Annotated in this window: 26 protein-coding genes and 1 pseudogene; 17 read left to right on the top strand and 10 right to left on the bottom strand. The window is 68.7% G+C overall.

Annotated features, from left to right (window positions below; all coding sequences use genetic code 11):
- Positions 1 to 16 precede the first annotated feature (16 nt).
- The gene (locus CUJ89_RS35030; protein ID WP_114182016.1) at positions 17 to 1,177 is read right to left on the bottom strand and encodes an NAD-dependent formate dehydrogenase; all 1,161 of its coding nucleotides are present in this window, start codon (positions 1,175 to 1,177) and stop codon (positions 17 to 19) included.
- A 243-nt stretch (positions 1,178 to 1,420) separates the two neighbouring features.
- On the opposite strand from CUJ89_RS35030, the gene CUJ89_RS35025 reads away from it, so the two are divergent.
- Both CUJ89_RS35025 and CUJ89_RS35020 read left to right on the top strand, forming a co-directional pair.
- Entirely contained in the window at positions 1,421 to 2,950 is a 1,530-nt protein-coding gene (locus tag CUJ89_RS35025; protein WP_114182015.1) for an FAD-dependent oxidoreductase, read from the top strand.
- Positions 2,951 to 2,987: 37 nt separating this feature from the next.
- Entirely contained in the window at positions 2,988 to 3,365 is a 378-nt protein-coding gene (locus CUJ89_RS35020; protein WP_114182014.1) for a DUF5594 family protein, read from the top strand.
- Between the two features lie 79 nt (positions 3,366 to 3,444).
- Here the strand turns inward: CUJ89_RS35020 and CUJ89_RS35015 are convergent, their stop codons facing one another.
- On the bottom strand, positions 3,445 to 3,663 hold the full coding sequence (locus tag CUJ89_RS35015) for a DUF6566 family protein (RefSeq protein WP_114182013.1): 219 nt from the start codon (positions 3,661 to 3,663) through the stop codon (positions 3,445 to 3,447).
- A 122-nt stretch (positions 3,664 to 3,785) separates the two neighbouring features.
- Between CUJ89_RS35015 and CUJ89_RS35010 the strand changes: the two genes are divergently transcribed.
- Positions 3,786 to 4,424 carry a MarC family protein gene (locus CUJ89_RS35010; protein WP_114182012.1) on the top strand — a complete coding sequence of 213 codons (639 nt, stop codon included), beginning with the start codon at positions 3,786 to 3,788 and terminating at the stop codon, positions 4,422 to 4,424.
- Between the two features lie 168 nt (positions 4,425 to 4,592).
- On the opposite strand, the gene CUJ89_RS35005 is transcribed toward CUJ89_RS35010, so the two are convergent.
- On the bottom strand, positions 4,593 to 6,185 hold the full coding sequence (locus tag CUJ89_RS35005; protein ID WP_114182011.1) for an ATP-binding protein: 1,593 nt from the start codon (positions 6,183 to 6,185) through the stop codon (positions 4,593 to 4,595).
- 278 nt (positions 6,186 to 6,463) lie between these two features.
- On the opposite strand from CUJ89_RS35005, the gene CUJ89_RS35000 reads away from it, so the two are divergent.
- Both CUJ89_RS35000 and CUJ89_RS34995 read left to right on the top strand, forming a co-directional pair.
- Entirely contained in the window at positions 6,464 to 6,829 is a 366-nt protein-coding gene (locus CUJ89_RS35000) for a chemotaxis protein (protein ID WP_114182469.1), read from the top strand.
- Positions 6,830 to 7,030: 201 nt separating this feature from the next.
- Complete coding sequence (locus tag CUJ89_RS34995) at positions 7,031 to 7,876, top strand: BON domain-containing protein (RefSeq protein ID WP_114182010.1); 846 nt, start codon at positions 7,031 to 7,033, stop codon at positions 7,874 to 7,876.
- A 136-nt stretch (positions 7,877 to 8,012) separates the two neighbouring features.
- Here the strand turns inward: CUJ89_RS34995 and CUJ89_RS34990 are convergent, their stop codons facing one another.
- A complete protein-coding gene (locus tag CUJ89_RS34990) occupies positions 8,013 to 9,047 on the bottom strand; it encodes a sigma-54 interaction domain-containing protein (protein WP_114182009.1) in 1,035 nt (344 codons plus the stop codon).
- 356 nt (positions 9,048 to 9,403) lie between these two features.
- Here CUJ89_RS34990 and CUJ89_RS34985 point away from each other — a divergent pair, with 356 nt between their 5' ends.
- The 7 genes from CUJ89_RS34985 to CUJ89_RS34955 all read left to right on the top strand — a co-directional run bounded on the left by CUJ89_RS34985 (position 9,404) and on the right by CUJ89_RS34955 (position 16,599).
- The gene (locus CUJ89_RS34985) at positions 9,404 to 10,771 is read left to right on the top strand and encodes a sigma-54-dependent transcriptional regulator (RefSeq protein WP_114182008.1); all 1,368 of its coding nucleotides are present in this window, start codon (positions 9,404 to 9,406) and stop codon (positions 10,769 to 10,771) included.
- A gap of 90 nt (positions 10,772 to 10,861) precedes the next feature.
- A complete protein-coding gene (locus CUJ89_RS34980) occupies positions 10,862 to 13,168 on the top strand; it encodes an ATP-binding protein (RefSeq protein WP_114182007.1) in 2,307 nt (768 codons plus the stop codon).
- Between the two features lie 316 nt (positions 13,169 to 13,484).
- Positions 13,485 to 13,889 carry a BON domain-containing protein gene (locus CUJ89_RS34975; RefSeq protein WP_114182006.1) on the top strand — a complete coding sequence of 135 codons (405 nt, stop codon included), beginning with the start codon at positions 13,485 to 13,487 and terminating at the stop codon, positions 13,887 to 13,889.
- 27 nt (positions 13,890 to 13,916) lie between these two features.
- Positions 13,917 to 14,945 carry an SDR family oxidoreductase gene (locus tag CUJ89_RS34970; RefSeq protein ID WP_114182005.1) on the top strand — a complete coding sequence of 343 codons (1,029 nt, stop codon included), beginning with the start codon at positions 13,917 to 13,919 and terminating at the stop codon, positions 14,943 to 14,945.
- Between the two features lie 29 nt (positions 14,946 to 14,974).
- On the top strand, positions 14,975 to 15,274 hold the full coding sequence (locus tag CUJ89_RS34965) for a DUF2795 domain-containing protein (protein WP_114182004.1): 300 nt from the start codon (positions 14,975 to 14,977) through the stop codon (positions 15,272 to 15,274).
- A gap of 62 nt (positions 15,275 to 15,336) precedes the next feature.
- A complete protein-coding gene (locus tag CUJ89_RS34960) occupies positions 15,337 to 15,906 on the top strand; it encodes a hypothetical protein (RefSeq protein ID WP_114182003.1) in 570 nt (189 codons plus the stop codon).
- 87 nt (positions 15,907 to 15,993) lie between these two features.
- A complete protein-coding gene (locus CUJ89_RS34955) occupies positions 15,994 to 16,599 on the top strand; it encodes a DUF4142 domain-containing protein (RefSeq protein WP_114182002.1) in 606 nt (201 codons plus the stop codon).
- 246 nt (positions 16,600 to 16,845) lie between these two features.
- On the opposite strand, the pseudogene CUJ89_RS34950 reads toward CUJ89_RS34955, so the two are convergent.
- The 3 genes and pseudogenes from CUJ89_RS34950 to CUJ89_RS34940 all read right to left on the bottom strand — a co-directional run.
- Positions 16,846 to 17,067 (bottom strand): annotated as a pseudogene (locus CUJ89_RS34950) (uracil-DNA glycosylase family protein); the annotation flags it as partial.
- Between the two features lies 1 nt (position 17,068).
- Positions 17,069 to 18,286, bottom strand: a complete 1,218-nt coding sequence (locus tag CUJ89_RS34945) for an MFS transporter (RefSeq protein WP_114182001.1) — start codon at positions 18,284 to 18,286, stop codon at positions 17,069 to 17,071.
- A 211-nt stretch (positions 18,287 to 18,497) separates the two neighbouring features.
- Positions 18,498 to 18,764 (bottom strand): DUF4148 domain-containing protein, encoded by a 267-nt coding sequence (locus CUJ89_RS34940; protein WP_114182000.1) that lies wholly within the window; start codon positions 18,762 to 18,764, stop codon positions 18,498 to 18,500.
- 204 nt (positions 18,765 to 18,968) lie between these two features.
- Between CUJ89_RS34940 and CUJ89_RS34935 the strand changes: the two genes are divergently transcribed.
- A complete protein-coding gene (locus CUJ89_RS34935; protein WP_114181999.1) occupies positions 18,969 to 19,862 on the top strand; it encodes a LysR family transcriptional regulator in 894 nt (297 codons plus the stop codon).
- Between the two features lie 123 nt (positions 19,863 to 19,985).
- On the opposite strand, the gene CUJ89_RS34930 is transcribed toward CUJ89_RS34935, so the two are convergent.
- The 3 genes from CUJ89_RS34930 to CUJ89_RS34920 form a co-directional block, all read right to left on the bottom strand.
- On the bottom strand, positions 19,986 to 20,471 hold the full coding sequence (locus CUJ89_RS34930; protein ID WP_114181998.1) for a PRC-barrel domain-containing protein: 486 nt from the start codon (positions 20,469 to 20,471) through the stop codon (positions 19,986 to 19,988).
- A gap of 92 nt (positions 20,472 to 20,563) precedes the next feature.
- Positions 20,564 to 20,995 (bottom strand): CBS domain-containing protein, encoded by a 432-nt coding sequence (locus tag CUJ89_RS34925; protein WP_114181997.1) that lies wholly within the window; start codon positions 20,993 to 20,995, stop codon positions 20,564 to 20,566.
- Between the two features lie 67 nt (positions 20,996 to 21,062).
- Positions 21,063 to 21,317 (bottom strand): hypothetical protein, encoded by a 255-nt coding sequence (locus CUJ89_RS34920; protein ID WP_114182468.1) that lies wholly within the window; start codon positions 21,315 to 21,317, stop codon positions 21,063 to 21,065.
- A gap of 168 nt (positions 21,318 to 21,485) precedes the next feature.
- Here CUJ89_RS34920 and CUJ89_RS34915 point away from each other — a divergent pair, with 168 nt between their 5' ends.
- The 4 genes from CUJ89_RS34915 to rpoN all read left to right on the top strand — a co-directional run bounded on the left by CUJ89_RS34915 (position 21,486) and on the right by rpoN (position 24,366).
- Positions 21,486 to 21,788 carry a hypothetical protein gene (locus CUJ89_RS34915; protein WP_114181996.1) on the top strand — a complete coding sequence of 101 codons (303 nt, stop codon included), beginning with the start codon at positions 21,486 to 21,488 and terminating at the stop codon, positions 21,786 to 21,788.
- Positions 21,789 to 21,985: 197 nt separating this feature from the next.
- Positions 21,986 to 22,297, top strand: coding sequence for a hypothetical protein (locus tag CUJ89_RS34910; RefSeq protein ID WP_114182467.1), 312 nt, complete (start codon positions 21,986 to 21,988; stop codon positions 22,295 to 22,297).
- 25 nt (positions 22,298 to 22,322) lie between these two features.
- Complete coding sequence (locus tag CUJ89_RS34905; RefSeq protein WP_114181995.1) at positions 22,323 to 22,631, top strand: hypothetical protein; 309 nt, start codon at positions 22,323 to 22,325, stop codon at positions 22,629 to 22,631.
- 301 nt (positions 22,632 to 22,932) lie between these two features.
- Positions 22,933 to 24,366 carry an RNA polymerase factor sigma-54 gene (rpoN, locus tag CUJ89_RS34900; protein ID WP_114181994.1) on the top strand — a complete coding sequence of 478 codons (1,434 nt, stop codon included), beginning with the start codon at positions 22,933 to 22,935 and terminating at the stop codon, positions 24,364 to 24,366.
- Positions 24,367 to 24,421: the final 55 nt, after the last annotated feature.

Below are 24,421 nucleotides of genomic sequence, written 5' to 3'. Positions count from 1 at the left end.
GCCGTCGCGCGTCGCATCAGGTCAGCCGGTACGATTGCGCGCCCGTTCCCGCGAGTGTGCCGCCGTCGACGATCAGGTATTCATTGCGGATCGGCTTCCCGTCGAACCAGCACTGCAGGATCTCCAGCGTGCCGGCCGCATAGCGCGCCTGCGCGGACAGCGACGTGCCGGAGATATGCGGCGTCATCCCGTTGAACGGCATCGCCCGCCATGGATGATCGGCCGGCGCCGGCTGCGGAAACCACACGTCGCCGCCATAGCCGGCGAGATGCCCGGACGTGACGGCGCGCACGACCGCGTCTCGGTCGACCAGCTTCGCGCGCGCGGTGTTGATCAGGTACGCGCCGCGCTTCATCCGCGCGATCATCGCCGCGTCGAACAGATGCTCGGTCGACGGGTACAACGGGATCTGCAGGTTGACGATATCGACGGCGCCGGCGAGCGATGCGGCATCGGCGTGATACGTGAGCCCGAGTTCCTGCTCGATCGCGGCGTCGAGCCGGCGCCGCTGCGTGTAGTGCAGATGCAGATCGAACGGCTTCAGCCGGCGCAGCACCGCGAGACCGATGCGCCCCGCGCCGACCGTGCCGAAATGCATCCCTTCGATGTCGTAGCTGCGCGATACGCAATCGGCGATGTTCCAGCCGCCTTGCTGCGCGACCGCATGCGACGGCAGGTAGTTGCGCACCAGCGCGAGCGTCGTCATCACCACGTGTTCGGCCACGCTGATGCTGTTCGAGCCGGTGACTTCGGCGACGGTGATGTGCGCGCGCGCCGCGGCATCGAGATCGACGTGATCCGAGCCGATGCCGGCCGTCAGCGCGAGCTTCAGCTTCGGCGCACGGGCGATCCGTTCAGCCGTCAGGTACGCAGGCCAGAACGGCTGCGAAATCACCACGTCCGCGTCGGGCAGCCGGCGCTCGAATTCGGAGTCGGGGCCGTCCTTGTCGCTTGTCACGATCAGCGTGTGACCGTGCGCTTCCATGTACTCGCGCAATCCGAGCGCGCCGGATACCGAGCCGACGAGTTCGCCGGGCCTGAAGCCGAGCGGGCCGGCCGGCGTCGGCGCGGTTTGTCCGTCCGCGTACTGCGTGATGACCGGAATCGCGTCGCGCACGTAGCGCGGCGGATAACCGTCGACGGGATCGGGGTAGAGCACGCACAGGACGGTGGCCATCGGGTAGCGCTCCTGGTGACGGAATGACGGCGGGCGTGGCACGCGGATTGCGCGGGCCGTGCGGAAACCTTCGCGGATGGCAGCGGTGTGCTGCGCCGCAACGTTGATGACGTTCTACGCCGGTCATGGACCGCGTACAAGCTACAGTCGGTGTTTGCGTGCGCTGCGGGGTCGTCTGTACCTGTTCTTTTCATGAAGGACGCCGATAATGGGATCGTTACCCGACTCTCAGGGAGCGACGTCATGTCCGGAAGCGATTCCTCGTCTTCACGCCCCGATCTCGCGCAGGGCATCGCGCTCGACGATCTCGCCGACGGCGCGATGATCGAGGGCCATGTCGGCGACGCAGCGGTGCTGCTCATCCGCCGCGCCGACGAACTGTTTGCCGTGGGCGCACAATGCCCGCACTACGGTGCGCCGCTGGCCGACGGCCTGCTGGTCGGCGACACGATCCGCTGCCCGTGGCACCACGCGGCGTTCTGCCTGCGCACGGGCGGATTGCTGCGCGCGCCGGCGCTCGACGGGCTGCCGTGCTGGCGCGTCGAACGCCGCGCCGGCCGCGCCGTCGTGCTCGATGCGCAGCCGGCCGCGCCGCCTGTGCTGAATGCGGCCGGGTTGCCCGCATCGGTGGTGATCGTCGGCGGCGGCGCCGCTGCGATCGCGGCCGCCGTGACGCTGCGGCAGGAAGGCTATCCGCATCCCGTCACGCTGCTGAGCGCCGATCGCGATCCGCCGTACGACCGGCCGAACCTGTCGAAGGACTATCTCGCGGGCACGGCCGAGGCCGACTGGCTGCCGCTGCGCGCGCCGTCGTTCTATACCGACCATCGCATCGACGTGCGGTGCGACACGCGTGTCGCACGGATCGATCCCGCGCAGCATGCGGTCGAACTGGCCGACGGCAGCCGCGTCGGGTACGGTGCGCTGCTGCTTGCAACGGGCGCCGAGCCGAACCGGCTGACCGTGCCCGGTGCGGATCTGCCGCACGTATGCGTGCTTCGCTCGCGCGCCGATTGCGATGCGCTGATCGGCAAGCTGAAAACCGCGCGCCGCTGCGTCGTGGTCGGCACGAGCTTCATCGGGCTCGAAGCGGCGGCTGCGTTGCGCACGCGCGGGCTCGACGTGCATGTCGTTGCACCCGAAGCGCGTCCGATGGCGCGTGTGCTCGGCGATGCGCTCGGCGACACGATCAAGGCGCTGCATGAGTCGCACGGCGTCGTGTTCCATCTCGGTGCGACGCCCGCGCAGATCGCGCCGGACAGCGTGACGCTATCGACCGGCGACGTATTGCCGGCCGACCTCGTGGTGGTCGGCATCGGCGTTCATCCGAACGTGGCGCTCGCGCAGGACGCGGGGCTGGCCGTCGAGCGCGGCGTGACCGTCGACCGCTTTCTGCAGACGAGTGCGCCCGGCATCTACGCGGCCGGCGACATCGCGCGCTGGCCCGATCCGCTGACGGGCGAGCGCATTCGCGTCGAGCACTGGGTCGTCGCCGAGCGGCAGGGCATCGTCGCGGCGCGCAACATGCTCGGGCAGCAGCGGCCGTTCGACGCAGTGCCGTTCTTCTGGAGCCAGCATTACGACATGACGATCAACTATGTCGGGCATGCGGAGCAATGGGACCGCGTCGAGATCGACGGCGACCTCGGCGCGCACGATTGTTCGATCGCGTACTGGCGCGGCGACGTACGGCTCGCGGTCGCGACGGTCGGTCGCGATCTCGACAGCCTGAAGGCGGAAGCGGCATTGGAGCGGCAGATTGCAGCCGCGTGACAGCGGCCTGACCACACGATGCGACCCTGGAGGCGAAATGAATTCCGACGTCCGCGCACGTTTCGAAACCGAGTTCGCGCCGCACATTGCGGCGCGCGTGCTCGGCTTGTACCGGCCTGGCGAAGTGAAGGTCGACGTCGTGCCGCACGACGGGCAAGGCAGCCCGACCTGCGTCGAAGTGATCGGCCTCACGTCGACGCCCGGGCTGTCGAACCGGCTGAACGTGCGGCTCGCGTGGCGCGACGACGCGATCGACGCGCTGCTGGCCGAGCCCGACCGCAGCCGCTTCGATCGCTATCTCGCGGCGCTGCCGGTCACGATCGAACGATGGCAGATGGAATTGCCGGTCGACTTCAGCACACGGACCCAGCGCGACCGCGAGATCCTGATCGGCGACCTGGATTTCGACGCGTGATCGCATCGTGCGATGCACGCGAGCTGTGCGGACGACTGACTGACTACCGGTGCGATGCCCGCCGATGAACCGATCGCCGTTACCGGTCATGCGTCTTGATCATCACGCGCCCCTGGTCGATGCCGCCGCGCAGCGCTTCATCGCACGTGAGCCATTCGGGCGTGACGAGCTCGGGCGCCGGCAGGTCGACCGGCGCGCCGTCGCGGAAGATCCGCACCTGCGCGACCCACGCGCCGTTCGGGTTGCGCGTCGCTTCGACGCGAATCTCGTGATCCATGAAGGTATCGGTGGCTTGCATCGGTCGGGGCCCTCCGTCGTGCATGAACGCGGTGCGTCGATCGTATCAGCATGGCGCGCGCCGCGCACCGGAAACGAATCGATATTTTCCTTCGATTTGCCGAGCAATACGGGAGCGGACCTGTGGCCTTCGACCTGACGTTTTCCATCAAGGTGTTCGCGGCGCTGTTCGCGATCATGAACCCGATCGCGAACATCCCGGTGTTCCTGTCGCTGACGGAAGGCGCGGCGGACGGCGTGCGCCGCAAGGTCGCGCTGACGGCCGCGATCGGCGTGACGACCGGCTGCATCGTGTCGGCCGTCGCGGGCGGCACGATCCTGCACGTGTTCGGCCTGACGATCGACGATTTCCGCCTCGCGGGCGGGCTGCTGGTGCTGCTGATCGCGCTATCGATGCTGCACGGCGCGCCGAGCCGCCAGCATTCGCCGGGCGATGACGAAGGCGCCGATCCGGCGGCGGCCGAGAGCATCGCGATCTATCCGCTGACGATTCCGCTGCTCGTGGGCCCCGGCACGATCGCGACGATGATCGTGCTCGGGCACAGCGCGTTCTCGAGCGGGCAGGAACTTGCGTTCGCACTCGGGCTCGCCGCGTTTCTCGTGCTGCTGGCCGTCGCGTTGCTGTCGGCGCCGCTGATCGGCCATTACCTGTCGCCGCGCGTGACGGCTGTCACGCAGCGCCTGATGGGGATGATTCTCGCTGCGATCGCGATGCAGATGATCGTCGCGAGCCTGAAGGCTGCGTTTGCACCGCTGCATTGAGCGTGGCGCCCGGCCCGACGCAACCCGGCATCGGCGACATGCGCATCGATACGTGCCGGACCCGGAAGGTGGACCGCGGCGCATTCGACGTACGCGAACCGGGCTGGGTGAAGTTGAAGCTCAAGCTCATGACGCATGCACGCATGCACGCGTGCGCTGCGTGCGCGCTCATGCATTGTCCTGCGCGTTGCGTGCGACGCGCTGCAGCAGCGCGTCGAGCACCGCCATCTCGACGGGCTTCACGAGGTGGTCGTCGAAACCCGCCCGCTCGGTGCGCGCGAGGTCGGACGCGCGCGCATGGCCGGACAGCGCGACGCAGGTCGTGTTCGCCAGCGTGTCGAGCGCGCGCAGCGCGTGCAGCAGCGTGAAGCCGTCGATGTCGGGCATCGACAGGTCGACGAACATCAACTGAGGAGCGTAGTCGACGGCGAGCGCCAGCGCGTCGTCGCCGTTATACGCGACTCTCGGCGCGTGTCCCTTCACCTGCAGCAGCACGGCAAGCGTGTCGGCCGAGTCGCGGTTGTCGTCGACCACGACGATGCGCAGCGGTGCGGTGGCCGGCCGCACGGGTGCCGCCGGCGCGGGCGTATCGGCGGGCGCGAAGCGTTCCATGCGCTCGATCGGCAGCCGCACGGTAATCGTCGCGCCGTGGCCCGGCCCGTCGCTTTCCGCGGAAATCCGCCCGCCATGCAGTTCGACGAACGATCGGCAGATCGCCAGCCCGAGTCCGAAACCGTCCGACGGGCGCCGGCCCGGCATGCCTTCCTGTTCGAACAGGTCGAAGATCGTTTCGAGCGCGCCTGCCGCGATGCCGACGCCGTGATCGGCAACCTGGATCGCGATGACAGGCCCGTCGACGCGCGCGCCCACGTCGATGCGTCCGCCGCGCGGCGAGAATTTCGACGCGTTGTCGAGCAGGTTGTGCAGCACCTGGACGAGCCGCGCGTCATCGCCGTGCAGCACCACGGATTCGGCCGGCAGATCGACGTGGATGTGCTGCCCGCGCACGGCCAGTTTCGACTGGATGCTCTCGACGCCGCGGCACACGATGTCACGCACGGTGAAGGCGTGGTCGTCGAGTTCGACCTTGCCGGCCGTGATGCGCCCGACGTCGAGCAGATCGTCGACAAGCCGCGTCAGTTGCCCGATCTGGCGATCCACGGCGTCGCGGCACTGCGCGAGCGCGGGCGCGGGATCGGGCAGGCTCTGCAGCACGCCGACCGAATGGCGCAGCGGTGCGAGATGGTTGCGCAGTTCGTGCGCGAGCATCGCGATGAACACGCTGAGCCGGTGCGTCGACGCTTCGAGTTCCTCGAGTCGCTTGCGCTCCGTCATGTCGCGCGTGATCTTGATGAAGCCGCGGAGCTGATGGGTAGAGTCGCGCACGGCCGTGATCGTCACGCTCGCCCAGAACAGCGAGCCGTCGTTGCGTACGCGCCAGCCCTCGTCCTCGAAGCGGCCATGCGCGGCTGCCTCGTCGAGCCCGTGCGACGGGCGGCCGGCCGCGATCGCGTCGGGCGGATAGAAGCGCGAGAAGTGGCGGCCGATGATCTCGGCGGCGCGGTAGCCCTTGATGCGTTCCGCGCCCGCATTCCAGGTCGCGACGTTGCCATCCGGGTCGAGCATGAAGACCGCGTAGTCCGTGATCGACTCGACCACGGTCTGGAAACGGAACTCGGCGAAACGGTGCAGCAGGTCGCGCGCATCGGGTAACCCGGGCGGCAACTGATGCGAGTGAGGCACGGTGTCGTCTGTCGTCATCGGAGCGAAAGGTCGAATGCAGGCGGGCAATCGCGGCCCGCCCGCGGCGATATGGCGATACGAACCGGATTGGCACCCCGAAAGCGTAAAGGGGCTCGATTCGGCTGATCAATGGACGACGCGCATCATCCGTGCCGCGCGGCATGCGCGCCGAAAAATGGTCGCCGACGTACCGGCGGGTGCCCGGTGCGGCATGCCGCTTGCCCGGCCATGCGACCCGCATGCCGTGCCGCGACCGCCCGGCCGCGTGCGGCGACGCGTCAGGCAAGGAGATCGACATGAACAGCACACTGGACCCCGACAACGAACCGGCCGGCCCGGACGACGACAACGCGCGGCGCGGCCGCGACGGCCGCGCGCTGGGGCCGAGCGATTCGTCAGACAGCGGCAGCGACATGGCCGGCGCGCGGCGTCATCCGTTCGACGTCGATTCGCCGCTCGACGATCATGCGCTCGAGCGCGGCGATGCGTCGCTCGACAGCGATACCGATCGCGCGGGCACCGGCGAACGCGCGTCGGCGGACGGAGACTCGACGCTGGAGGACGGCGCGGACATCGGGCCGGACCGTACCGGGTGGCTGAACGAGCTTGGCCGCACCGGCGAACCGGAGGACCCGGATGAACCGGATTCCGGCGGTGCGTAGTGCCGCCGTGCGCAAAAACTGCAATCGCGTTGCAGATAGGGGCGCCCGGCCAGGGGCGCCCTGGCCGGCGACGGATCATCGTCGCGCCGCGCATCTGTCGTGCGCCGGCAACGGCCGCGGCACGCGATTTGCACTGACCGAACCAGGCCGCGGAGCGGCATGGGGCCGTTCGCGGCGCAGGCGCGATCAAGGAGAGACACGATGCAACGACGATATCCCGGACGACAGGGCGAGCGCGGCGGCCCGCCCGACTGGCAGGAACGTGGCGAACGCGCGTACCGGGGCGCCGGCAAGCACGGCATTCCCGATGACGCGGCATCTCGTCAGGACGACGACGATGCGTCCGCATACCGCCGTTTCGCGAACGAAGACGTCGGCCCGGAAGACTGGGGCAGCGAGTGGAGCGAACGCTCGGCGCGGCCGGCGGCCGAACAGCGCAGCCGCGGTTACGGCGCGGATTGGCACGGTGAGCCGGGTGCGTCGCGCCACGTGGCTTGGGAGACCGAGCGCGGCCCCGGCCGCCACGGAGAAAGCCGTGCGCAGTACAGCGGCGACCGTCCGGAGTTTCGTGGCCATCACCGGCCGGGCTGGTACGGCGGCGAGCGCGACGACGATCCGCGCTACGGTGGCGGTGCACGGGACGTGTCGCGCTTCGGCGGCGACGCGGAGCGCGAGGCATTGCGCCATCGTCGCGGGCCGAAAGGCTATACGCGTTCGGACGAACGTATCCGCGAGGATGTCTGCGAGCGGCTCGCGCATGCGCTCGACATCGATGTGAGCGACGTCGAGGTCCAGGTACACGACGGCCGCGTCGAACTCGACGGCACCGTGCCCGCGCGCTGGATGAAGCACGACATCGAGGATATCGCCGACAACTGCATGTGCGTGCGCGACGTCGAGAACCGCGTGCGCGTGCGTCGCGACGGCGAGCACGATACGGGCATGGTGCTGCATCCCGACCAACGGACCGTCACGCCGACGGAGCCGGTCGCGCGCGATCCCGAGCCGGGCAGCACCGCCGACCGCGACCGCGAACCGCGTCACTGACCGCTCATGCGCGAGGCAGCCCGGCCGCGATCGCGCGCCGCGCGGCATGCGAGTGCGTCGGCATCGGGCGGTGCGTGCGCGACCGGGACAACGCACTGCACGACGTCGCGTCGCAAGTGACGCCGCGCGGCGTCACTCAGTGATGCGGCAGGTTCGGCGCGGCGGCGTTGGCGGCGCTCGTCGCGTTCGGGGGCGGCGCGCCGTCCGCGCTGGCCGCGTCGCGCTCGTGCTCGGGCAGCAACGCGAGACGGTTGTATAGCGTCTTCAGGCTGATGCCGAGCGCCTTCGCGGTGCGCGGCTTGTCGCCCTTGAAATGCTGCAGCGACGCGAAGATGAAGCGCTGCTGCGTGTGCGCGAGCGTCGTGCCGATATGCAGCGTCATCGCGTTGTGGCGCACTTCCTCGCGCGGCGGCTGGCGGCGCGGCAACTGCAGCTCGATCTGCTCGTCCGCGAGGATGAACGCGCGCTCGAGCGCATTGCGTAGTTCGCGCACGTTGCCGGGCCACGTGTACGCGTGCAGCGCCTTCATGGCCTGCATCGACAGCCGCTTGCGCGTGCGGTGCCGCGCATTCAACCGCTCGACGATCTGCAGCGCGATGTCGCCGACGTCGTCCCCGCGCTTCCTGAGCGCGGGAACGTGCAGCGCGACCGTCGCGATCCGGAAGAACAGGTCTTCGCGCAGGCGCCCGCTGCGCACGGCCTCGACAGGATCGTGATGCGTGGCCGCGACGATCCGTATGTCGAGCGGAATCGATTCGTGGCCGCCGACCCGCACGATCGTGTTCGATTCGAGCGTGCGCAGCAGCTTGACCTGCAACTCGGCCGGCATCTCGGCGATCTCGTCGAGAAACAGCGTGCCGCCGCACGCGGCCTCGAACAGGCCCACATGCTGGGCAATCGCGCCGGTGAAGCTGCCTTTCTCGTGACCGAACAGATGCGATTCCGCGATGTCGTGCGGGATCGCGCCGCAGTTGACGGGGACGAACGGCCCGCGCCGCCGCGGGCTCATGTCGTGCAACAGCCGCGCGACGATGTCCTTGCCGGCGCCGCTCTCGCCGACGATCAGCACGCCGACGCCGGTCGCGGCCACGCGCGACACCTGCAGCAACAGGGTCTGGATCGAACGCGAGCGGCCGGACAGCCGCATGCCGTCATCGACGGATTTCGACATGGCGTGACTTCGGATGGGGAAGATCTGACCGAACGCGTCCGGATCGGATGAAAAAATGACGTGGCACGCGCCCTATTTCATGAACCGAGCTTACTGCTTATGCCGGCGGCGGGACATTGAATCTCGCAATGCGGGCTGCGTGAACGGATAGATTTATTCGATGACGGGCGAATGCGCAACGCGCTTCTTCTATACTTCTAAGCATTCGTACGTCATGGCAGGACAGCTTGTCTGCTCGTTAGTGTGCAGCGCGGAATGTGTACTGTCGTGTGCCTGTCGCGGGATTGCGCTGCACGCCCGTCGCGGTTCCGGCCAGCGCCAGCGCTTAAGCCGGGGCCGCATCACAAGGAGCCTCGATGCCTTATGTCCTGATCGTCGAAGACGATGCCGATACGCGCACGATGCTCGCGACGCTTGCGCGCACGCAGCAGCTTGCGTGCGATACGGCCGCGACGCTCGAGGAAGCGCGCACGCTCGTCTCGACGCATACGCCGGACCTCGTGCTGTGCGATCTCGTGCTGCCGGACGGTAACGGCATGGACCTGTTCGACGCGCTGCCGAAGCGCTCGCATTGCGAAATGGTATTGACCACCGGCCACGCGAGCCTCGAAACCGCAATCGACGCGTTGCGGCGCGGCGCGACCGACTATCTGGTGAAGCCGCTCAACATGCAGCGGCTCAACAGCATCTTCGCGCGCGTGCCGCGCACGACCGCGCTGCACGAGGAAATCGCCGAGCTGCGCTCGGAACTGAAGCGTCTCGGCCGCTTCGGCCGCATGCTCGGCAGCTCGCCTGCGATGCAGGCCGTCTACGACGCGATCGGCCGTGTCGCGCGCACCGAGGCGTCGGTGCTGCTGACGGGCGAATCGGGCACCGGCAAGGAACTGGCCGCGCAGACGGTGCACGACCTGAGCCTGCGCCGCCGCGCCCCGTTTCTCGCGGTGAACTGCGGCGCGATCGCGGCGAACCTGGTCGAGAGCGAGATGTTCGGCCACGACCGCGGCAGCTTCACCGGCGCGGAGCGCCAGCACAAGGGCTTCTTCGAACGCGCGGACGGCGGCACGCTGTTTCTCGACGAGATCACCGAGATGCCGCTCGAATCGCAGGTCAAGCTGCTGCGCGTGCTCGAGACGGGGCGCCTCACGCGGCTCGGCTCGACGCGCGAGATCGACGTCGACGTGCGCATCGTCGCCGCGACGAACCGCGACCCGGAAGCCGCGATGGCGGACGGCAAGCTGCGGCCCGACCTGTTCCACCGGATCAACGTGTTTCCGATTCCGCTGCCGTCGCTGCGCGAGCGCGGCGACGACATCCCGATGCTCGCCGATGCATTCCTGCAGGGGTTCAACGAAGAGAGCGGCCGGAACCTGCGCTTCGCGCCGGCCGCGCGCGAGGCGCTGAAAACCTATGCGTGGCCCGGCAACGTGCGCGAGCTGCGCAACTTCGTGCAGCGCGCGGGCATCTTCAGCGATGCGGACGTGATCGACACGCTGCCGCCGCCGATCCTGGACGAGCTGTCGAACATGGTCGACTCGCACGAGGATCGTGTGACCGTACCGTTCGGCACGCCGCTCGAGGAGGTCGACCGCAAGCTGATCCTCGGTACGATCGCGCAGTGCGGCGGCGTGAAGGCGCAGGCGGCCGAGGTGCTCGACGTCAGCTTGAAGACGATCTACAACCGGCTCGCGCAACTGGAAGACGAAGCAGAAAAGCCGGATTCCTGATGCCGCCGCGATCGCGCTCATGCACCCGTTCCCGCTTGGTGCCGCGCATCGTCGTCACGCGCGGCGGCGCGGCCGGCGGGAGCATGCCTGATGATTGATTTCTCGCGGACACACGCCGGGAATTACGCGACGGCCGTGATGCTGGTCGCGATCGCGACCGTGCTGCAGGCGCTGGCGATCCGCTTCGGTGGCGTGAACCTGCCGTTCGTCCTGTACTACCCGCTGCTCGCAGGCACCGCATGGGCCACCTCGTTCCTGTTCGGGATGGTCGCGACCGTCGTCAGCGGCATGCTGGCGTGGACGCTGTTCCTGTCCGATCCGGCCGCCTACACGGAGCCGCTGCCCGAACGGCTCGTCCGGCTTGGCACGCTCGTCCTGGTCGGCGCGCTCGTGTGCGCGATCGCGTCGATGCTGCGACACGCGCGAGTCACGAACGACGACGCGCGCCGGCGAGAGGCGGCCGCGCATCGGCGGCTCGAGGCCGTGTTGCAGGCGCTGCCGCATGGTGTGATCGCAACCGACACGAACGGACGGCTCACGTACATGAACGCGGCCGCGGCCGCGCTCGTTGGCTGCAGGCCGGGCGATGCGACAGGCCGTGCCGCGCGCGACGTGCTGCGGGTGTTCGACCGCGACGGCCGCCGTGTGCAGGCGACGCCGCTCGATCGGGCGCTCGGCGGTGCCGGCACAGTGTCCGATCGGCACTGGCTGCATGCGGACGGCGGCGAGCCGGTGCCGATCGTCGAGGTCGCGTCGCCGATCGGCGATGCCGACGGCAATGTCGCGGGGGCCGTGCTGCTGCTGCGCGATGCGGGCCCGGATCGCGCGCGCGCCGACGCGTTGCGGCTGCAGCGCGCGGTCGTCGACGCGTCGCCGGACGCGATCGTCGGCATCGACGCCGACGGCCGAATCGTCAGTTGGAACCCGGCCGCGCAGCGCATGTTCGGCTATGACGAAAGCGATGCGCGCGGGCGTGCGTTCGAAACACTGATTGCGATGCGCTGGCTGAAACGCAGGCCGTTCTTCGAAGCGTTTGACGACATGCGCGAAGCGGTCGGGCCGATCGACCTGCTGTGCGTGCGACGCGATGGCCGGCGCTTTCGTGCGACGGTCGCGGCGTGTCCGGTGCACGGCGATGCGCGCGCTTGTGTCGCGCTGTCGCTGACGCTGCGCGAAGCCGGCGCACAGCGCCGCCGCGACCTGCGCGCGCAGCGTTCGCTGCAAGGGGCGCGCAATGCGCGCGACCGGGCCGCTACGTCGAATCGCCTGAAGGACGAACTGCTCGCGACGGTGTCGCACGAACTGCGTACGCCGCTGAACGTGATCTACGGCTGGATCGAGGTGCTGCGCAATTCGGGCGACAACACGCTGCAGCAGCAGGCGATCGACGCGATCGACCGCAGCGCGCGCTCGCTCACGCGGATGGTCGGCGACATCCTCGACGCATCGTCGCTCGCGACCGGCAAGCTGCAGCTCGACGCGATGCCGGTGGATGTCGTGCGGCTGTTCTCCGATTCGGTCGGCGCGTTCCAGACAGCGGCGTCGTCGGCCGGCATCACGCTCGAGTTCGACTGCGCCGTGGCCACCTGCATCGTGTCGGGCGATGCCGAGCGGCTAAGGCAGATGCTGTCGAACCTCGTGTCGAACGCGCTCAAGTTCACGCCGGGCGGCGGCGCCGTGACGGTTGCGCTCGCGCGCGACAACGCGCGCGTAGTGCTGACCGTATCCGACACGGGGCAGGGTGTCGCGGCGGAGTTCGTGCCGTTCGTGTTCGACATGTTCCGCCGCGCGGACGATTCGCCCGCATCGTCGCGGCGCGGGCTCGGACTCGGCCTGTCGATCGTGCGGCATATCGTCGAACTGCACGGCGGCAGCGTCGCCGTCGAGAGCGCGGGCCGTAATCGCGGCGCGACCTTTACGGTGACGCTGCCGACCGGCTGGCAGCCGATGGGCGTGATGGCCTGGGGGGGCGCGCAGGTGGCCGGCCATCGCGAGCCGCTCATGCTGGATACGCAGCGCATCCTGATCGTCGACGACGATGCGACGACGCGCGCGAGCCTGACCGCCGCGCTGACCACCTTCGGCGCGGCCGTCTCGATCGCGTCGTCGGGCAGGGAGGCGCTCGCGGTGGTCGCCGACATGCGGCCGACCGTCGTGCTGTCCGATCTCGCGATGCCGGACGGCGACGGCTTCTGGCTGCTGGACGCGCTGCGGCACGGTGCGATGAACGGCGGCAGCGGTTCGCCCGCCGTGCGTGTGCTGGCCGTAACCGCGCACGCGGGCCTTGCCGACGAGCGCCGCGCGCTCGAAGCCGGGTTCGACGGCTACCTGTGCAAGCCCGTCGACGTGCGCGAACTGGCGCACAAGATCGCGCACGTGACGAAGCGCGACGGCTGAGGCTGCGCATGCCGTCGTGCGCCGTCATGCCCGGGGATTCCGCGCGCATGTCCTTGCCCGCGCCGATGCGTATTCACTGATCGATGCGATTTCCTGCATGGTGTCCGCTGTCGGGGCCACGCCGATGCGCGCCCGTTTCCCGTCGTCCGGCAATCGTCATGCCCGGCAACCGTGCGCCGAAAAAATTACAACGCGTTGGATGAAAGGACTTCCGGTCGGCGTCAGTCAGGCGCATACGGCACCGGCGCCGCGGCACGCGCCTTGCGCGGTGCCCGGTGCCCGCCGGCAATGCCGGCCCTGACGAAAGGAGGTCACGTTGAAGGTATTCCCACTGCTGGCCCGCTCCCCGCGATTTCGTCGTCAACCCGCGAAGCGCATCGGCATGGCCGTCGCGATCGCGGCGGCCGCTGCCTGCGCGGCAGTCGCGCCGAACGTGCTCGCCGCCGGCGACGATAGCGCCGCTTCGTCGTCCGAGTCGTCGTCACATTCGACGACCGGCACGAAGATCCGCGACGTGACGATCACGACCAAGGCGAAGGCCGAACTCGTCGGCACGAACGGCCTTTCATCAGGCGACATCCACGTCAAGACGCGGCGCGGCACGGTGACGCTCACCGGCAGCGTGCCCGACGAGCAGCAACGCACGCAGGCTGTCGGCGTCGTGAAGCAGATCGACGGCGTGCGGAACGTGCACGACCAGTTGACCATCCGGCCCAAGTGACGGCGGCGCCGTAAAAGGAGTCCATGGATGAACTGCATGCTCAAACCGGTCGGCGAACAGACGATCGTGATCACCGGCGCGACCAGCGGCATCGGCCTTGTCACCGCGCGCAAGGCGGCACGGCGCGGCGCGAAGCTCGTGCTGTTCGCGCGCAACGAGGATGCGCTGAACACGCTGTGCGAGGAAATCCGCCAGCACGGCGGCCTCGCGGTGCCGGTTGCCGGCGACGTCGGCAACCTCGAGGACCTGCAGCGCGCGGCCGCGAAGGCGGTCGACACGTACGGCGGCATCGACACGTGGATCAACAACGCGGGCGTGTCGATCTTCGGTGCAGCGGCCGCGGTGCCGCTCGAGGACCAGCGCCGGCTGTTCGACACCAATTACTGGGGCGTCGTGCACGGCTCGCTGGTCGCGGCCGATCATTTCCGTCGCAAGAGCGATTTCCATGGCGGCGCGATCATCAACATGGGCAGCGAGGCCTCCGACGCGCCCGTGCCGCTGCAAAGCGCGTACGTGGCGTCGAAGCACGCGGTGAAGGGTTTCACCGATTCGCTGCGGCTCGAGATGGAATCGGATCGCCTGCCGGTGTCCGTCACGCTGATCAAGCCGGCCGCGATCGATACGATGTTCGTGATGCACGCGAAGAATTACATGGACGTCGAGGCGAAGCTGCCGCCGCCGATCTACGACCCCGGCCTCGTGGCCGACGCGATCCTGTTCGCGGCCGCGCATGTGCGCCGCACGCTGTTCGTCGGCGGCGCCGCGAAATTCGCATCGGCGAGCGCGTACCACGCGCCGCGCCTGTTCGATCGCGTCGCGGCCACGCTGTTCTCGCGTGCCCAGCGCACGGTGCGGCCCGCGCGGCCGCGCGACGACAACGCGCTGTACGAGTCGCGCCATGCGCTGCATGAGCGCGAAGGCATGGAAGGGTACGTGCTGCGCGGCTGCGCATACAACGCGGTGGTGCAGCGACCGAAGCTCGCGAGCGCGGTCGTGCTCGGCGCGGCGGCGCTCGTGGTGGCCGCGCTGGCGCGTTCGCGGCGCGCTTCCACGTGAGTCCGGTACGTTTTCCGAAGGAGGTTTCGATGACATCCCGATTGCACACGGGCCACGAGCTCAGTCACTCGCGCGCGCACGAAGGCGAGCGCATACAGCAGGATCACGACAAGGGCGGCCACCAGACTGGGCACGGCAAGGCGCCGAGCCCGGTCGACGTGCAGAAGGCGCTGAAGGGGATGGACTATCCGGCGAGCAAGGCGGAGGTCGTCCAGTGCGCGGAGCGCTCGCATGCGGGCCGTGACGTGATCGACATGCTTACGCGCATTCCTGATCGCGAGTACGGCACGCCGGCATCCGTAGCGAAGGAACTGGGGCGGCTGATGTAAGCGCCGCCCCGCGCGCCGTGCGCCACCGCGCGCGGCGCACTATCGTCACGAGGAGCACGAGCATGGCGATGATCGTCGCAGGCCGCTTCACGACGTTCGATGAAGCGGAAGGTGGGGCGCGCCACCTTTACGAGCGCGCGTTCGGGTCGGACGACGTGTCGATCTTCTTTCTGAACCCGGGCGGCCAGCATGCGCGCTTTCCGATCGGCGGCGACGTGTATGCCGATACGGCGGCGAAGCCCGGCGGCCGCGGCGCCATGGTCGGCACGCTCTGCGGGTTGCTGATCGGCATCGTCGTGGGGCTGGTCGCCTATGCGCTCGGCGTGCGCTACTGGTTCGTGCCGGCCGCCGGCGCGCTGGCCGGCGCCTATCTCGGCGCGTTGGTCGGCGCGCTCGGCCGGATGCGCGGCGAGCCGGCCGAAGGCAAGGGCACGCTCGCGCACAGCGAAACAGGTGTGATCCTCGCGGCGCGCGTGACGACCGACACAGCGAACACCGCGGAGGAGGTGCTGCGCGCGAACGGCGCTGCATCGATCGAGCGCGTCGAAGGCGACTGGCAGGACGGCCAATGGCGCGACTTCGATCCGGTGCGCCGGCCCGACGAGGCCGCGTCGGGCGGTCGGACGAACTGATCGACTGCTACGTGCTGCCCGCGTCGGACGGCGCGAGCGACATGACGGCGCGGACGCCGCCTCTACGCAATTGCAAGGAGAAATTGTATGAAACAACCCAACTGGACGATCGCGGCACTCGCCGCGTGTGTACTCGCCGTCCCGGGGTTGGCCCGCGCACAGATGCCGAGCGAGCCACCCGCGTCGCATTCGCATCCGCCGGGCGACCTGATCAATCCGGCGTCCGGCGCGGGCGACGCGCGAATCGCGAAGGCGCCGCAAGGCGGTGACGCGGAATTCATCGACAAGGCCGCGATGGCCGGCAAGGCCGAAGTGCAGGCGAGCCAGCTCGCGCTGAAGCAGGCGCAGTCGCCAGAGGTGCGCGCGTTTGCGCAGCGCATGGTGGCCGATCACGGCAAGGCGAACGCGCGGCTCAACGAAATCGCCGCGCGCAAGGGCATGAAGCCGCAGGCCGAACAGATCGCGGACCCCGACGTCGAGGCGCTGCGCGGCAAGAGCGGTCGCGACTTCGATGTCGCGTATGTCGCGGCGGTCGGCCCCGACGCGCACCGCAAGGCCGTCGCGTTGTTCGAAAGCGAGGCGCGCGACGGCAAGGACGCCGACCTGCGTGCGTTCGCGAATGCCACGCTGCCGACGCTCAGGCATCACCTGAGCATGGCGCAGGCGCTCGAACGCAAGGTGGGCGCGCGGTAACGCGTGCCCGATTCAAGCCCGGGCCGCGCGTGCGGCCTGCTTCGTGAAGAAGATCGAATCGGCGGCCGACGCGGCCCGTGCCGAACGCTCGCGCGCCAAGATGATGTGACGGGTCGAGCCGCCGGTACCACGGCTTCGCGGCGCCCGCCGCCGGCCGTGCGTCTTCGACCAGCCCGTTCATCCGGCGTCTCCATGGGCATCGCGACTGCCGCCGTGGTCCATGTCGTGTGCGAGGCGCGATGCGGTGCGCAACGCGGTGCCGCCGAGTGCGACGATCACGCGTGGCCGCACCGCGTCGAGTTCGCGCTCGAGCCAGTAGCGGCATGCGGCCACTTCGCGTTGCGCAGGCGTCTTGTGCAGCCGCCGCTTGCCGCGCGGTTCCCATTTGAAATGCTTGACCGCGTTCGTCAGGTAGACATGCGTGCGCTCGATCCCGGCTTCGTCGAGCGCACGGTCGAGCATGCGGCCGTCAGTCGTCGCTGCGCTGCGCAGCGCGCTTGGCCGACCGGCCTGCCGCGATGGCCAGCCCGCCGGCGAGCACGAGCAGCGCCGCGCTCGTCGCGAACGTCGCCCGGTAGCCGTGCAGGTCGAACAGCAGCCCGCCTCCCGTCGCCCCGAGCGCGATCGCCAACTGCACGACCGCCACCATGAGCCCGCCGCCGGCCTCCGCATCGTGCGGCAGCGTGCGGGCGAGCCACGTCCACCAGCCGACGGGCGCCGCCGTGCCGAGCAGGCCCCACAGACCGAGCAGGCAGGCGGTTGCCGCGGTCGATTCGCCGAAGAACGTGAGCGCCACGGCAATCGCGGCCATCAGCGCCGGCGTGACGACGAGCGTCCGGTAGAGCCCGTTCTTCAGGAAACCGCCGATCAGGACCGTTCCCGCGACGCCCGCCACGCCGATGACGAGCAGCATCAGCGACAGCGTGGCGGTGCCCACGTGCGTGACGGTTTCGAGGAACGGGCGCAGGTAGGTAAACAGGGCGAACTGCCCCATGAAGAAGAGGCCGACTGCCGCCATGCCGAGCGCGACCGGCGGCCGGGCCAGCAGCCGCGCGACGTTGCCGGGCCTGCCGCGCTGCGCGGATTGCATCGACGGCAGGCTGACCAGCTTCCAGCCGAACGCGATCGCGGCGACCGGCACGACGCAGAAGAACGCCCATCGCCAACCGACGATTCCGCCGAGAAAGCTGCCGAGCGGGGCCGCCACGACGGTCGCCAGCGCATTGCCGCCATTCACGATCGCCAACGCTCGCGGGACGTGCCGGTCCGGCACGAGGCGCATCGCGGTCGCGGCCGACATCGACCAGAAGCCACCGATCGCCACGCCGATCAGCGCGCGGCCGACGATGAACGCCGCATAGTTCGGCGCGAACGCGACGACCGTTCCGGATACGATCATCAGCAGCGTCAGCGACAGCAGCATCCGTTTGCGATCGCGCTGTCCGGCGATCGACGCGATGAACAGGCTCGTCCCCAGCGCGAATGCGCCCGATACGGCGATGCCCTGGCCGGCCTGGCCTTCGCTGACGTGCAGGTCGCGCGCGATCGGCGTGAGCAGGCTGACCGGCATGAATTCGGAAGCGACCAGCGCGAACGCGCCGAGCGACATCGCGAGGACGGCGCCCCACGCTGCGGTGCTGTCGGGTGTCGCGCCGCGATCTGAAGAGGGAGTGGAAACGGATTGCATGATGGAAATTGGTTCAGGCCAGATTGCGTCGGAAGAACGCGGTCAGCGTGTCGAACGGAATCAGGTTCACGCGATCTTCGGTACGGACACCTTGTCGCTTTTGTAAAAATTATCGGCGCTGCCTGAAACGGGTTGAGCCATGACTGAACGCGAACAGATGAACAGGGCGACGAGCTTGTTCATTCGGGCCTGTCTTGCACCGGTTGCGCACTCAGTCGCAACCGGCGGCCATGCCGCGACCGGCCAGACGCGTGCGGGGGGCGTCGTTGCGTGCAGCCAGTATGTTGGCCGACGCGGCCTGCGCATCGTCGACCCACGTGCGGGGATTCGCGTGCGCGGGGTTGAAGCCGGCCGCCGCGTAGCGAATCATGTCCTCGCGAACCTGCTCGCGCGTCAGGCCCGGCGCGGATTGCGCGTGTGCGAGCAGAGGACTGGAAGCGACAAGCGCGGCGATGACGGGCAAAAGGCGGGTATTCACGATGTTCGACTCCGGAAAATAGGGGACGGCGCCGTCGGGCGGTGCAGCGACGCGGCGGACCCGACGGCTTCGCAGTCTATCGATGCATGCGCGATCGATTAAGTAGCGTGACCCGCTTGGACTTATTAGCCACGCCGATGAATCGGCTCGCGGCGCCCTGGGCAGTGCTAGGATTGGCGTCCGTTTCGACAGGAGCCTTCCGACATGGCGCGCGAAAATCTCAACGACCTGCTCGTCTTTCTCGCGGTGGCTCGCGACCGGAGCTTCACGCGCGCGGCGGCGCGGCTCGGCGTGTCGCAGTCGACGCTCAGCCAGACCGTTCGCGATCTCGAAGCGCGGCTTGGCGTGCGGCTGCTGACGCGCACGACGCGCAGCGTGTCGACGACCGAGGCGGGCGAAGCGCTGTTCGAGGCGGTCGCACCGCGCATCGACGAGATCGAGGCGAAGCTCGCCGCGCTCTCCGATTTCAGGGACAAGCCGGCCGGCGTCGTGCGCATCACGGCCACCGAGCATCCGATCGACACGGTCATCTGGCCGAAACTCAGGAAAGTCCTGCCCGACTACCCGGACATCCGCATCGAGCTGTCGGTCGACTACGGGCTGTCGAACATCGTCGAGGAACGCTATGACATCGGCGTGCGGTACGGCGACCAGGTGGCGAAGGACATGATCGCGGTGCGCATCAGCCCGGACATCCGGATGGCGATGGTCGCGGCGCCGTCCTATCTCGACGGCCGAAAGCCGCCAAAAACACCGCAGGACCTGCTCGATCACGACTGCGTCACGTTGCGGCTCGCGACTGCGAAGGGCATCTACGCGTGGGAACTGAGGAAGGGCAAGAACGAGATTCAGGCGCGCGTGAACGGCCGGATTACCTGCAATACGCAGCCGCACATGGTGCAGGCGGCCCTTGACGGATTCGGCATCGCGTTCGTCGCCGAGGACGTCGTGCGCGATCACCTCCGCAGCGGAGACCTGCAAATCGTGATGCCGGACTGGTGTCCGGTCTTTCCCGGCTTCCACGCGTACTATCCGAGCCGTCGCCAGGCATCGCGCGCGTTTTCCATCGTGATCGACGCGTTGCGGCACCGGTCGTAACGCGTCGTGCGGCCGGCCGCGATCGCGGCCCGTGCGCCGCACGCCCGGTGCGCATGAAAAATGCCCCGCGCGTGCGGGGCATGTCGAGCGATGCGCCGGCGAACCGGCACCGCATCATCGCGCTCAGTGATGGTCGCCGCGCGTGCGCGGATCGTTCAACTCTTCGGTCGGGTCGGTCAGCCCGAGCTCGTCGCCGGCACTCCAGTACGGCACGCTGCCGTAGAACGCGTGCAGCGGCTCGGCCCATTGCGGATCGGCCATTGCCGGCCAATGGTCCTTGTTGAAGCCGGGCGCGTTGCGGATCCGTTCGGACGACACCGACAGCAGGAAGCACTTGCGCTCGGTGTCGAGCGTCAGCGCGCTCCACGGGATCGCGAGCAGCTTGTCGCCGATGCCGAGCAGGCCGCCGCTCGACAGCACTGCGTACGCGACGCGGCCCGAGCGCACGTCGAGCATGATTTCCTTGATCTTGCCGACATCGTCGCCATCGGTCGTATAGACCTTGTCGCCTTCCAGCGTGTTGGCGGCCATCACGTCGGGGCCGGGGCCGGCCGCCGTCGCGGCGCCCTTGCCGATGATGCGGGTCTGTCCTTGATCGGAAGTCTGCATGGTTTCCTCCAGGCTGTGTGAGCGCGGCCGTGCCCGTGCGGGCCGCGGGTCGCGCGGGTGGTCGGGGCGGGGCGAAGCGGCGATCTGCCCCGTCACGTCCGCTTCGGTTGCGACACACCTTCGAGCGTGTTCGCGACGTCGTCGCGCGCCGGGCCCGCTGTGCGCGTCGCGATGTCCGCGAGCGACAGCATGCCGACCAGCCGCTTGTCGTGATCGACGACGGGCAGGCGGCGCAACTGTGCGTCGGCCATGTAGTGCTGGATCTCGTCCAGTGAATCGTCGTCGAAACACCATTCGATCGGGCCTGACGCGACTTCCTGGATCCGTGTTTCCGGCGGCTTGCCGGCCGAGATCGCGCGCACGGCGAGATCGCGGTCCGTCACCATCCCGACCAGCCGGTTGTTGTCGCACACGGGCAGCGCGCCGATGTCGTAGCGCTCCATCAGTTGCGCCGCATGACGGATCGAATCGGTCGGCGCGATGCGCACGACGTCCTGCGACATGATTTCGTTGACGCGATGCATGAAGTCCTCCTTGCGGATTGGGGGCGATTCCTCAGCAAACCGCATGCCGTCCGGCATGCACGGCCGGTCATTCGCCGCCGCGTTCGCGCTTGTCCTGCCACGGTCCTTCGTCATGCGTGCCGGGTGGCGTGTCCGGCTCGATGCGCGTGACGCCGCCGGTCGCAGGCGGGTCGCTGGCCGGAAACGTGTCCTCGAGTTGCTGGTCGATATGGCGTTCCGAATGACGCGTGTGGGTGCGATCCTGGTGCTTCAGCGGCGGCGACGGGTCGGTCCCCCGCTCGCGCGCCGGCGCATGATGGCCGGACCGGGTCGAATCCTTCATGGCGAGGCTCCGTGTCGTTGGCGATGACGCGCATTTCTCCGCAACGGCCGTTCCCGAATCGCGGCGCGGCACGCGACTTGCCATGTCGACGGCGACGACGATGAAGGTGACGACCACGCGCGGCGCAATCGGTGCCTGCCGTGCACACATTGAGCGGGAGCCACGACAATGATTCCGAAACGACGACCAGGCGTGCGCTATGAAGTCAACGTATGCGGCGGCGAATTCAATTCGGTGAAGAGTCATTTCAGCGAATGGAAGCAGGAACCGCTGATCTACCGGCCCGAGCGCCGGATGTTCGAAGGCAAGGCCGACGTGCGGCCGCTCGGCGACGAGACATTCGGCTCGACCGAGCCGGCGCGGTTCGCGCTGCAGTGCGCATGCGAGCCGGCCGATTCGTATGCGCTCGCGGCGCGCGTGCAGGACGACGGCCGCGAGCTGTGGCTCGTGATGGCCGCGTACGACGCGTAGCGGCATGCTTGCAAGATTTGCAGCGAACGGTGTAGCGAAGACACGGCGCATTGCGCGTGGCTGCGCTCCGGCGTATCGGCGGCATGGATGGATGCGTGCGGGCGCCGCGAACGGACGGCACGCAGATTGCGGACCATCCGCCAGGACAACGCACCGCCGGCGGGCGAGGCGACGCCGGCGCGAAAGGAGGGCATGCGATGAGCATTCGTGTGAAACCCGGCATGCTGCGCGACATCGCCGAGACGCTCGGCCGCCATTTCGAGGCGCGCGCGATGCCGTTCCATGTCGAGGAGCAACCGGCCGGCGCATTGCATATCGGCTTTCGCGCCGACGGTCATCCGGTGTCGCTGACCGTGACCTTCGACATCGATGCATTCACCGCGCTCGAACAGGCCGACATCGGGCGGCAACGCGGCACGCTCACGCGCGTCGCGGCCGAATTCGACGCGATGATGGCGCGCCGCGCATCCACCGCGTATGCGGGGGATTTCCATTTCAACCGGCTTTGAGCCGTCGATCCGAGGGAGGAATCCGATGAGCACGATTCAGACGATACGCGTGGGCGCATGCGTGATTGCCGCCGCGTGCGCGCTGGTCGCGTGCACGCAAACCACCACTTACGGCACGCGGGCCGCGCCGCCCGCGCCGCCCGACGGCCACGCTGCGCCGCCGACCGCGACGATGCCGGACGCGAACACGCGTTACGAGACGCGTCCGTCGCCGGGCAACATGATGCCGCAGGGGGCGGGCGGCGGCGAACCGGCCGACGTGCCGCCACCGGGCCCGAACGGCGTGCAGGGCGCCCCGCCGCTGCCGGGCACGCCGCCGCCGATGCAGTACTGAACCGACGCCGCGTGGCTGCTGCACCATCTGCCGGCGCTGACCACGGCGTTTCTTGATCGCTCGGCGGTCGATCGCGTCGATGCGAAGCGGGGACGGTGCAGGCGGGCGGGTGCGTTTTCTGACGCGCGAAATGCATGCCCAAAACTTGCCGCCGGCTTGTAAAAAAGCGGCTCCGGCGGGCTGTGCGACGGGGTACGAATCCGCGAAAACCGTGACGAGCCGCCCCTGGCCGGGCTGGCACGAAAGCTGCATGAATCCTGTAGACGAAATACCGCGAACCGAAACGTCAGGAGGGCTTTCGATGACCGTCTCGCTTGCGCTGCAGATGCGACAGCATCTGGCACTTACGCCGAGGCTTCAGCAGTCGCTGCGGCTGCTGCAGTTGTCCTCGCTCGAATTTCAACAGGAATTGCGGCAGGCGCTCGACCAGAATCCGTTTCTCGAAGACGGCCAGGGCGACGAGGAAACCGCCGCCGATGCGCCCGGGCAGACGGCCGAAGCGGCCGCGCCCGAAGCGGCGCCCGAACCGGACGACGTGCGCCCGCCTGACGGCGAGGTGCCGTTGACGGCCGCGCCCGCGCCGCGTAGCACGGGCCGCCAGGGCGACGATGCGGACGGCCTGTCGCCCGGCGAATGGATGGCGGCCGAGCCGTCGCTGAACCAGCAACTGCACGATGCGTTGCGGCTCTACCCGCTGAACAAACGCGACCGCGAAGCCGCGCGCCTCGTGATCGACGCGCTCGATGACGACGGCTACCTGCGCCAGGAACTGCCCGAACTGCTGGTCGCGGCCGATCCGGCGCTGCTGCTGTCGGAGCAGGATCTCGCGATCGCGCTGCGGCTCGTGCAGATGCTCGACCGTCCGGGCATCGCCGCGCGCTCGCTGTCCGAATGCCTGGTGCTGCAGCTCGACGCGATTCCGGCCGGCACGCCGGCGCTCGCGGAAGCGAAAGCGATTGCGCGCGAGCATCTCGAACGGCTCGCGCGCCGCGAGACGGCCGAGATCCAGCGGCGCATCGGCTGCAACCAGCAGGCGATGCATGCGGCTTGCGCGCTGGTGCGCGGGCTCGACCCGCGGCCCGGCAATCACTACGGCAGCACGCGCGGCGACTACGTGGTGCCCGACTTGATCGTGCGCCAGGTGCGCGACGAATGGATCGTGACGATCAACCCGGCCGTGCTGCCGCGCGCGCGCCTGCACGAGCGCTATGCGACGCTGTTCGCGCAGTCGAGCGGCGAGCGCGATTCGCCGCTCGGCCAGCAACTGCAGGAAGCGCGCTGGCTGATCCGCAACGTGCAGAAGCGCTTCGACACGATCCAGCGCGTCGGCGAATGCATCGTCGCGCGGCAGCGCGATTTCTTCCGCTACGGCGAGATCGCGATGAAGCCGCTGGTGCTGCGCGACATCGCGGAAGAACTCGACCTGCACGAATCGACCGTGTCGCGAGCAACGGGCAACAAGTACATGGCCACGCCGCATGGCACATTCGAATTCAAGCACTTCTTCCCGCGCAAGCTCGAGGCGGCCGGCAAGGGCGTGTGCTCGGCAGCGTCCGCGAAGGTGCTGATCCGCGACATGATCGCGGCCGAGCGGCACACCGAACCGCTGTCCGACGTCGCGCTCGCGCACAACCTCGAGGGCCGCGGCATCCTGCTTGCGCGCCGCACGGTGACGAAGTATCGCCAGGCAATGAAGATTCCGCCGGCCGACCTGCGGCGGCGCGATGCCGCGTGACGGGTCGGGCGGCCCAAACCGCGCGCGTGCCGCCTGTCGCGTCGACATCCCGACC

This window comes from Burkholderia pyrrocinia (assembly GCF_003330765.1).
In the GTDB taxonomy this organism is placed as follows: Bacteria; Pseudomonadota; Gammaproteobacteria; order Burkholderiales; family Burkholderiaceae; genus Burkholderia; species Burkholderia pyrrocinia_B.
This window is presented reverse-complemented; position numbering and strand designations above follow the sequence as displayed.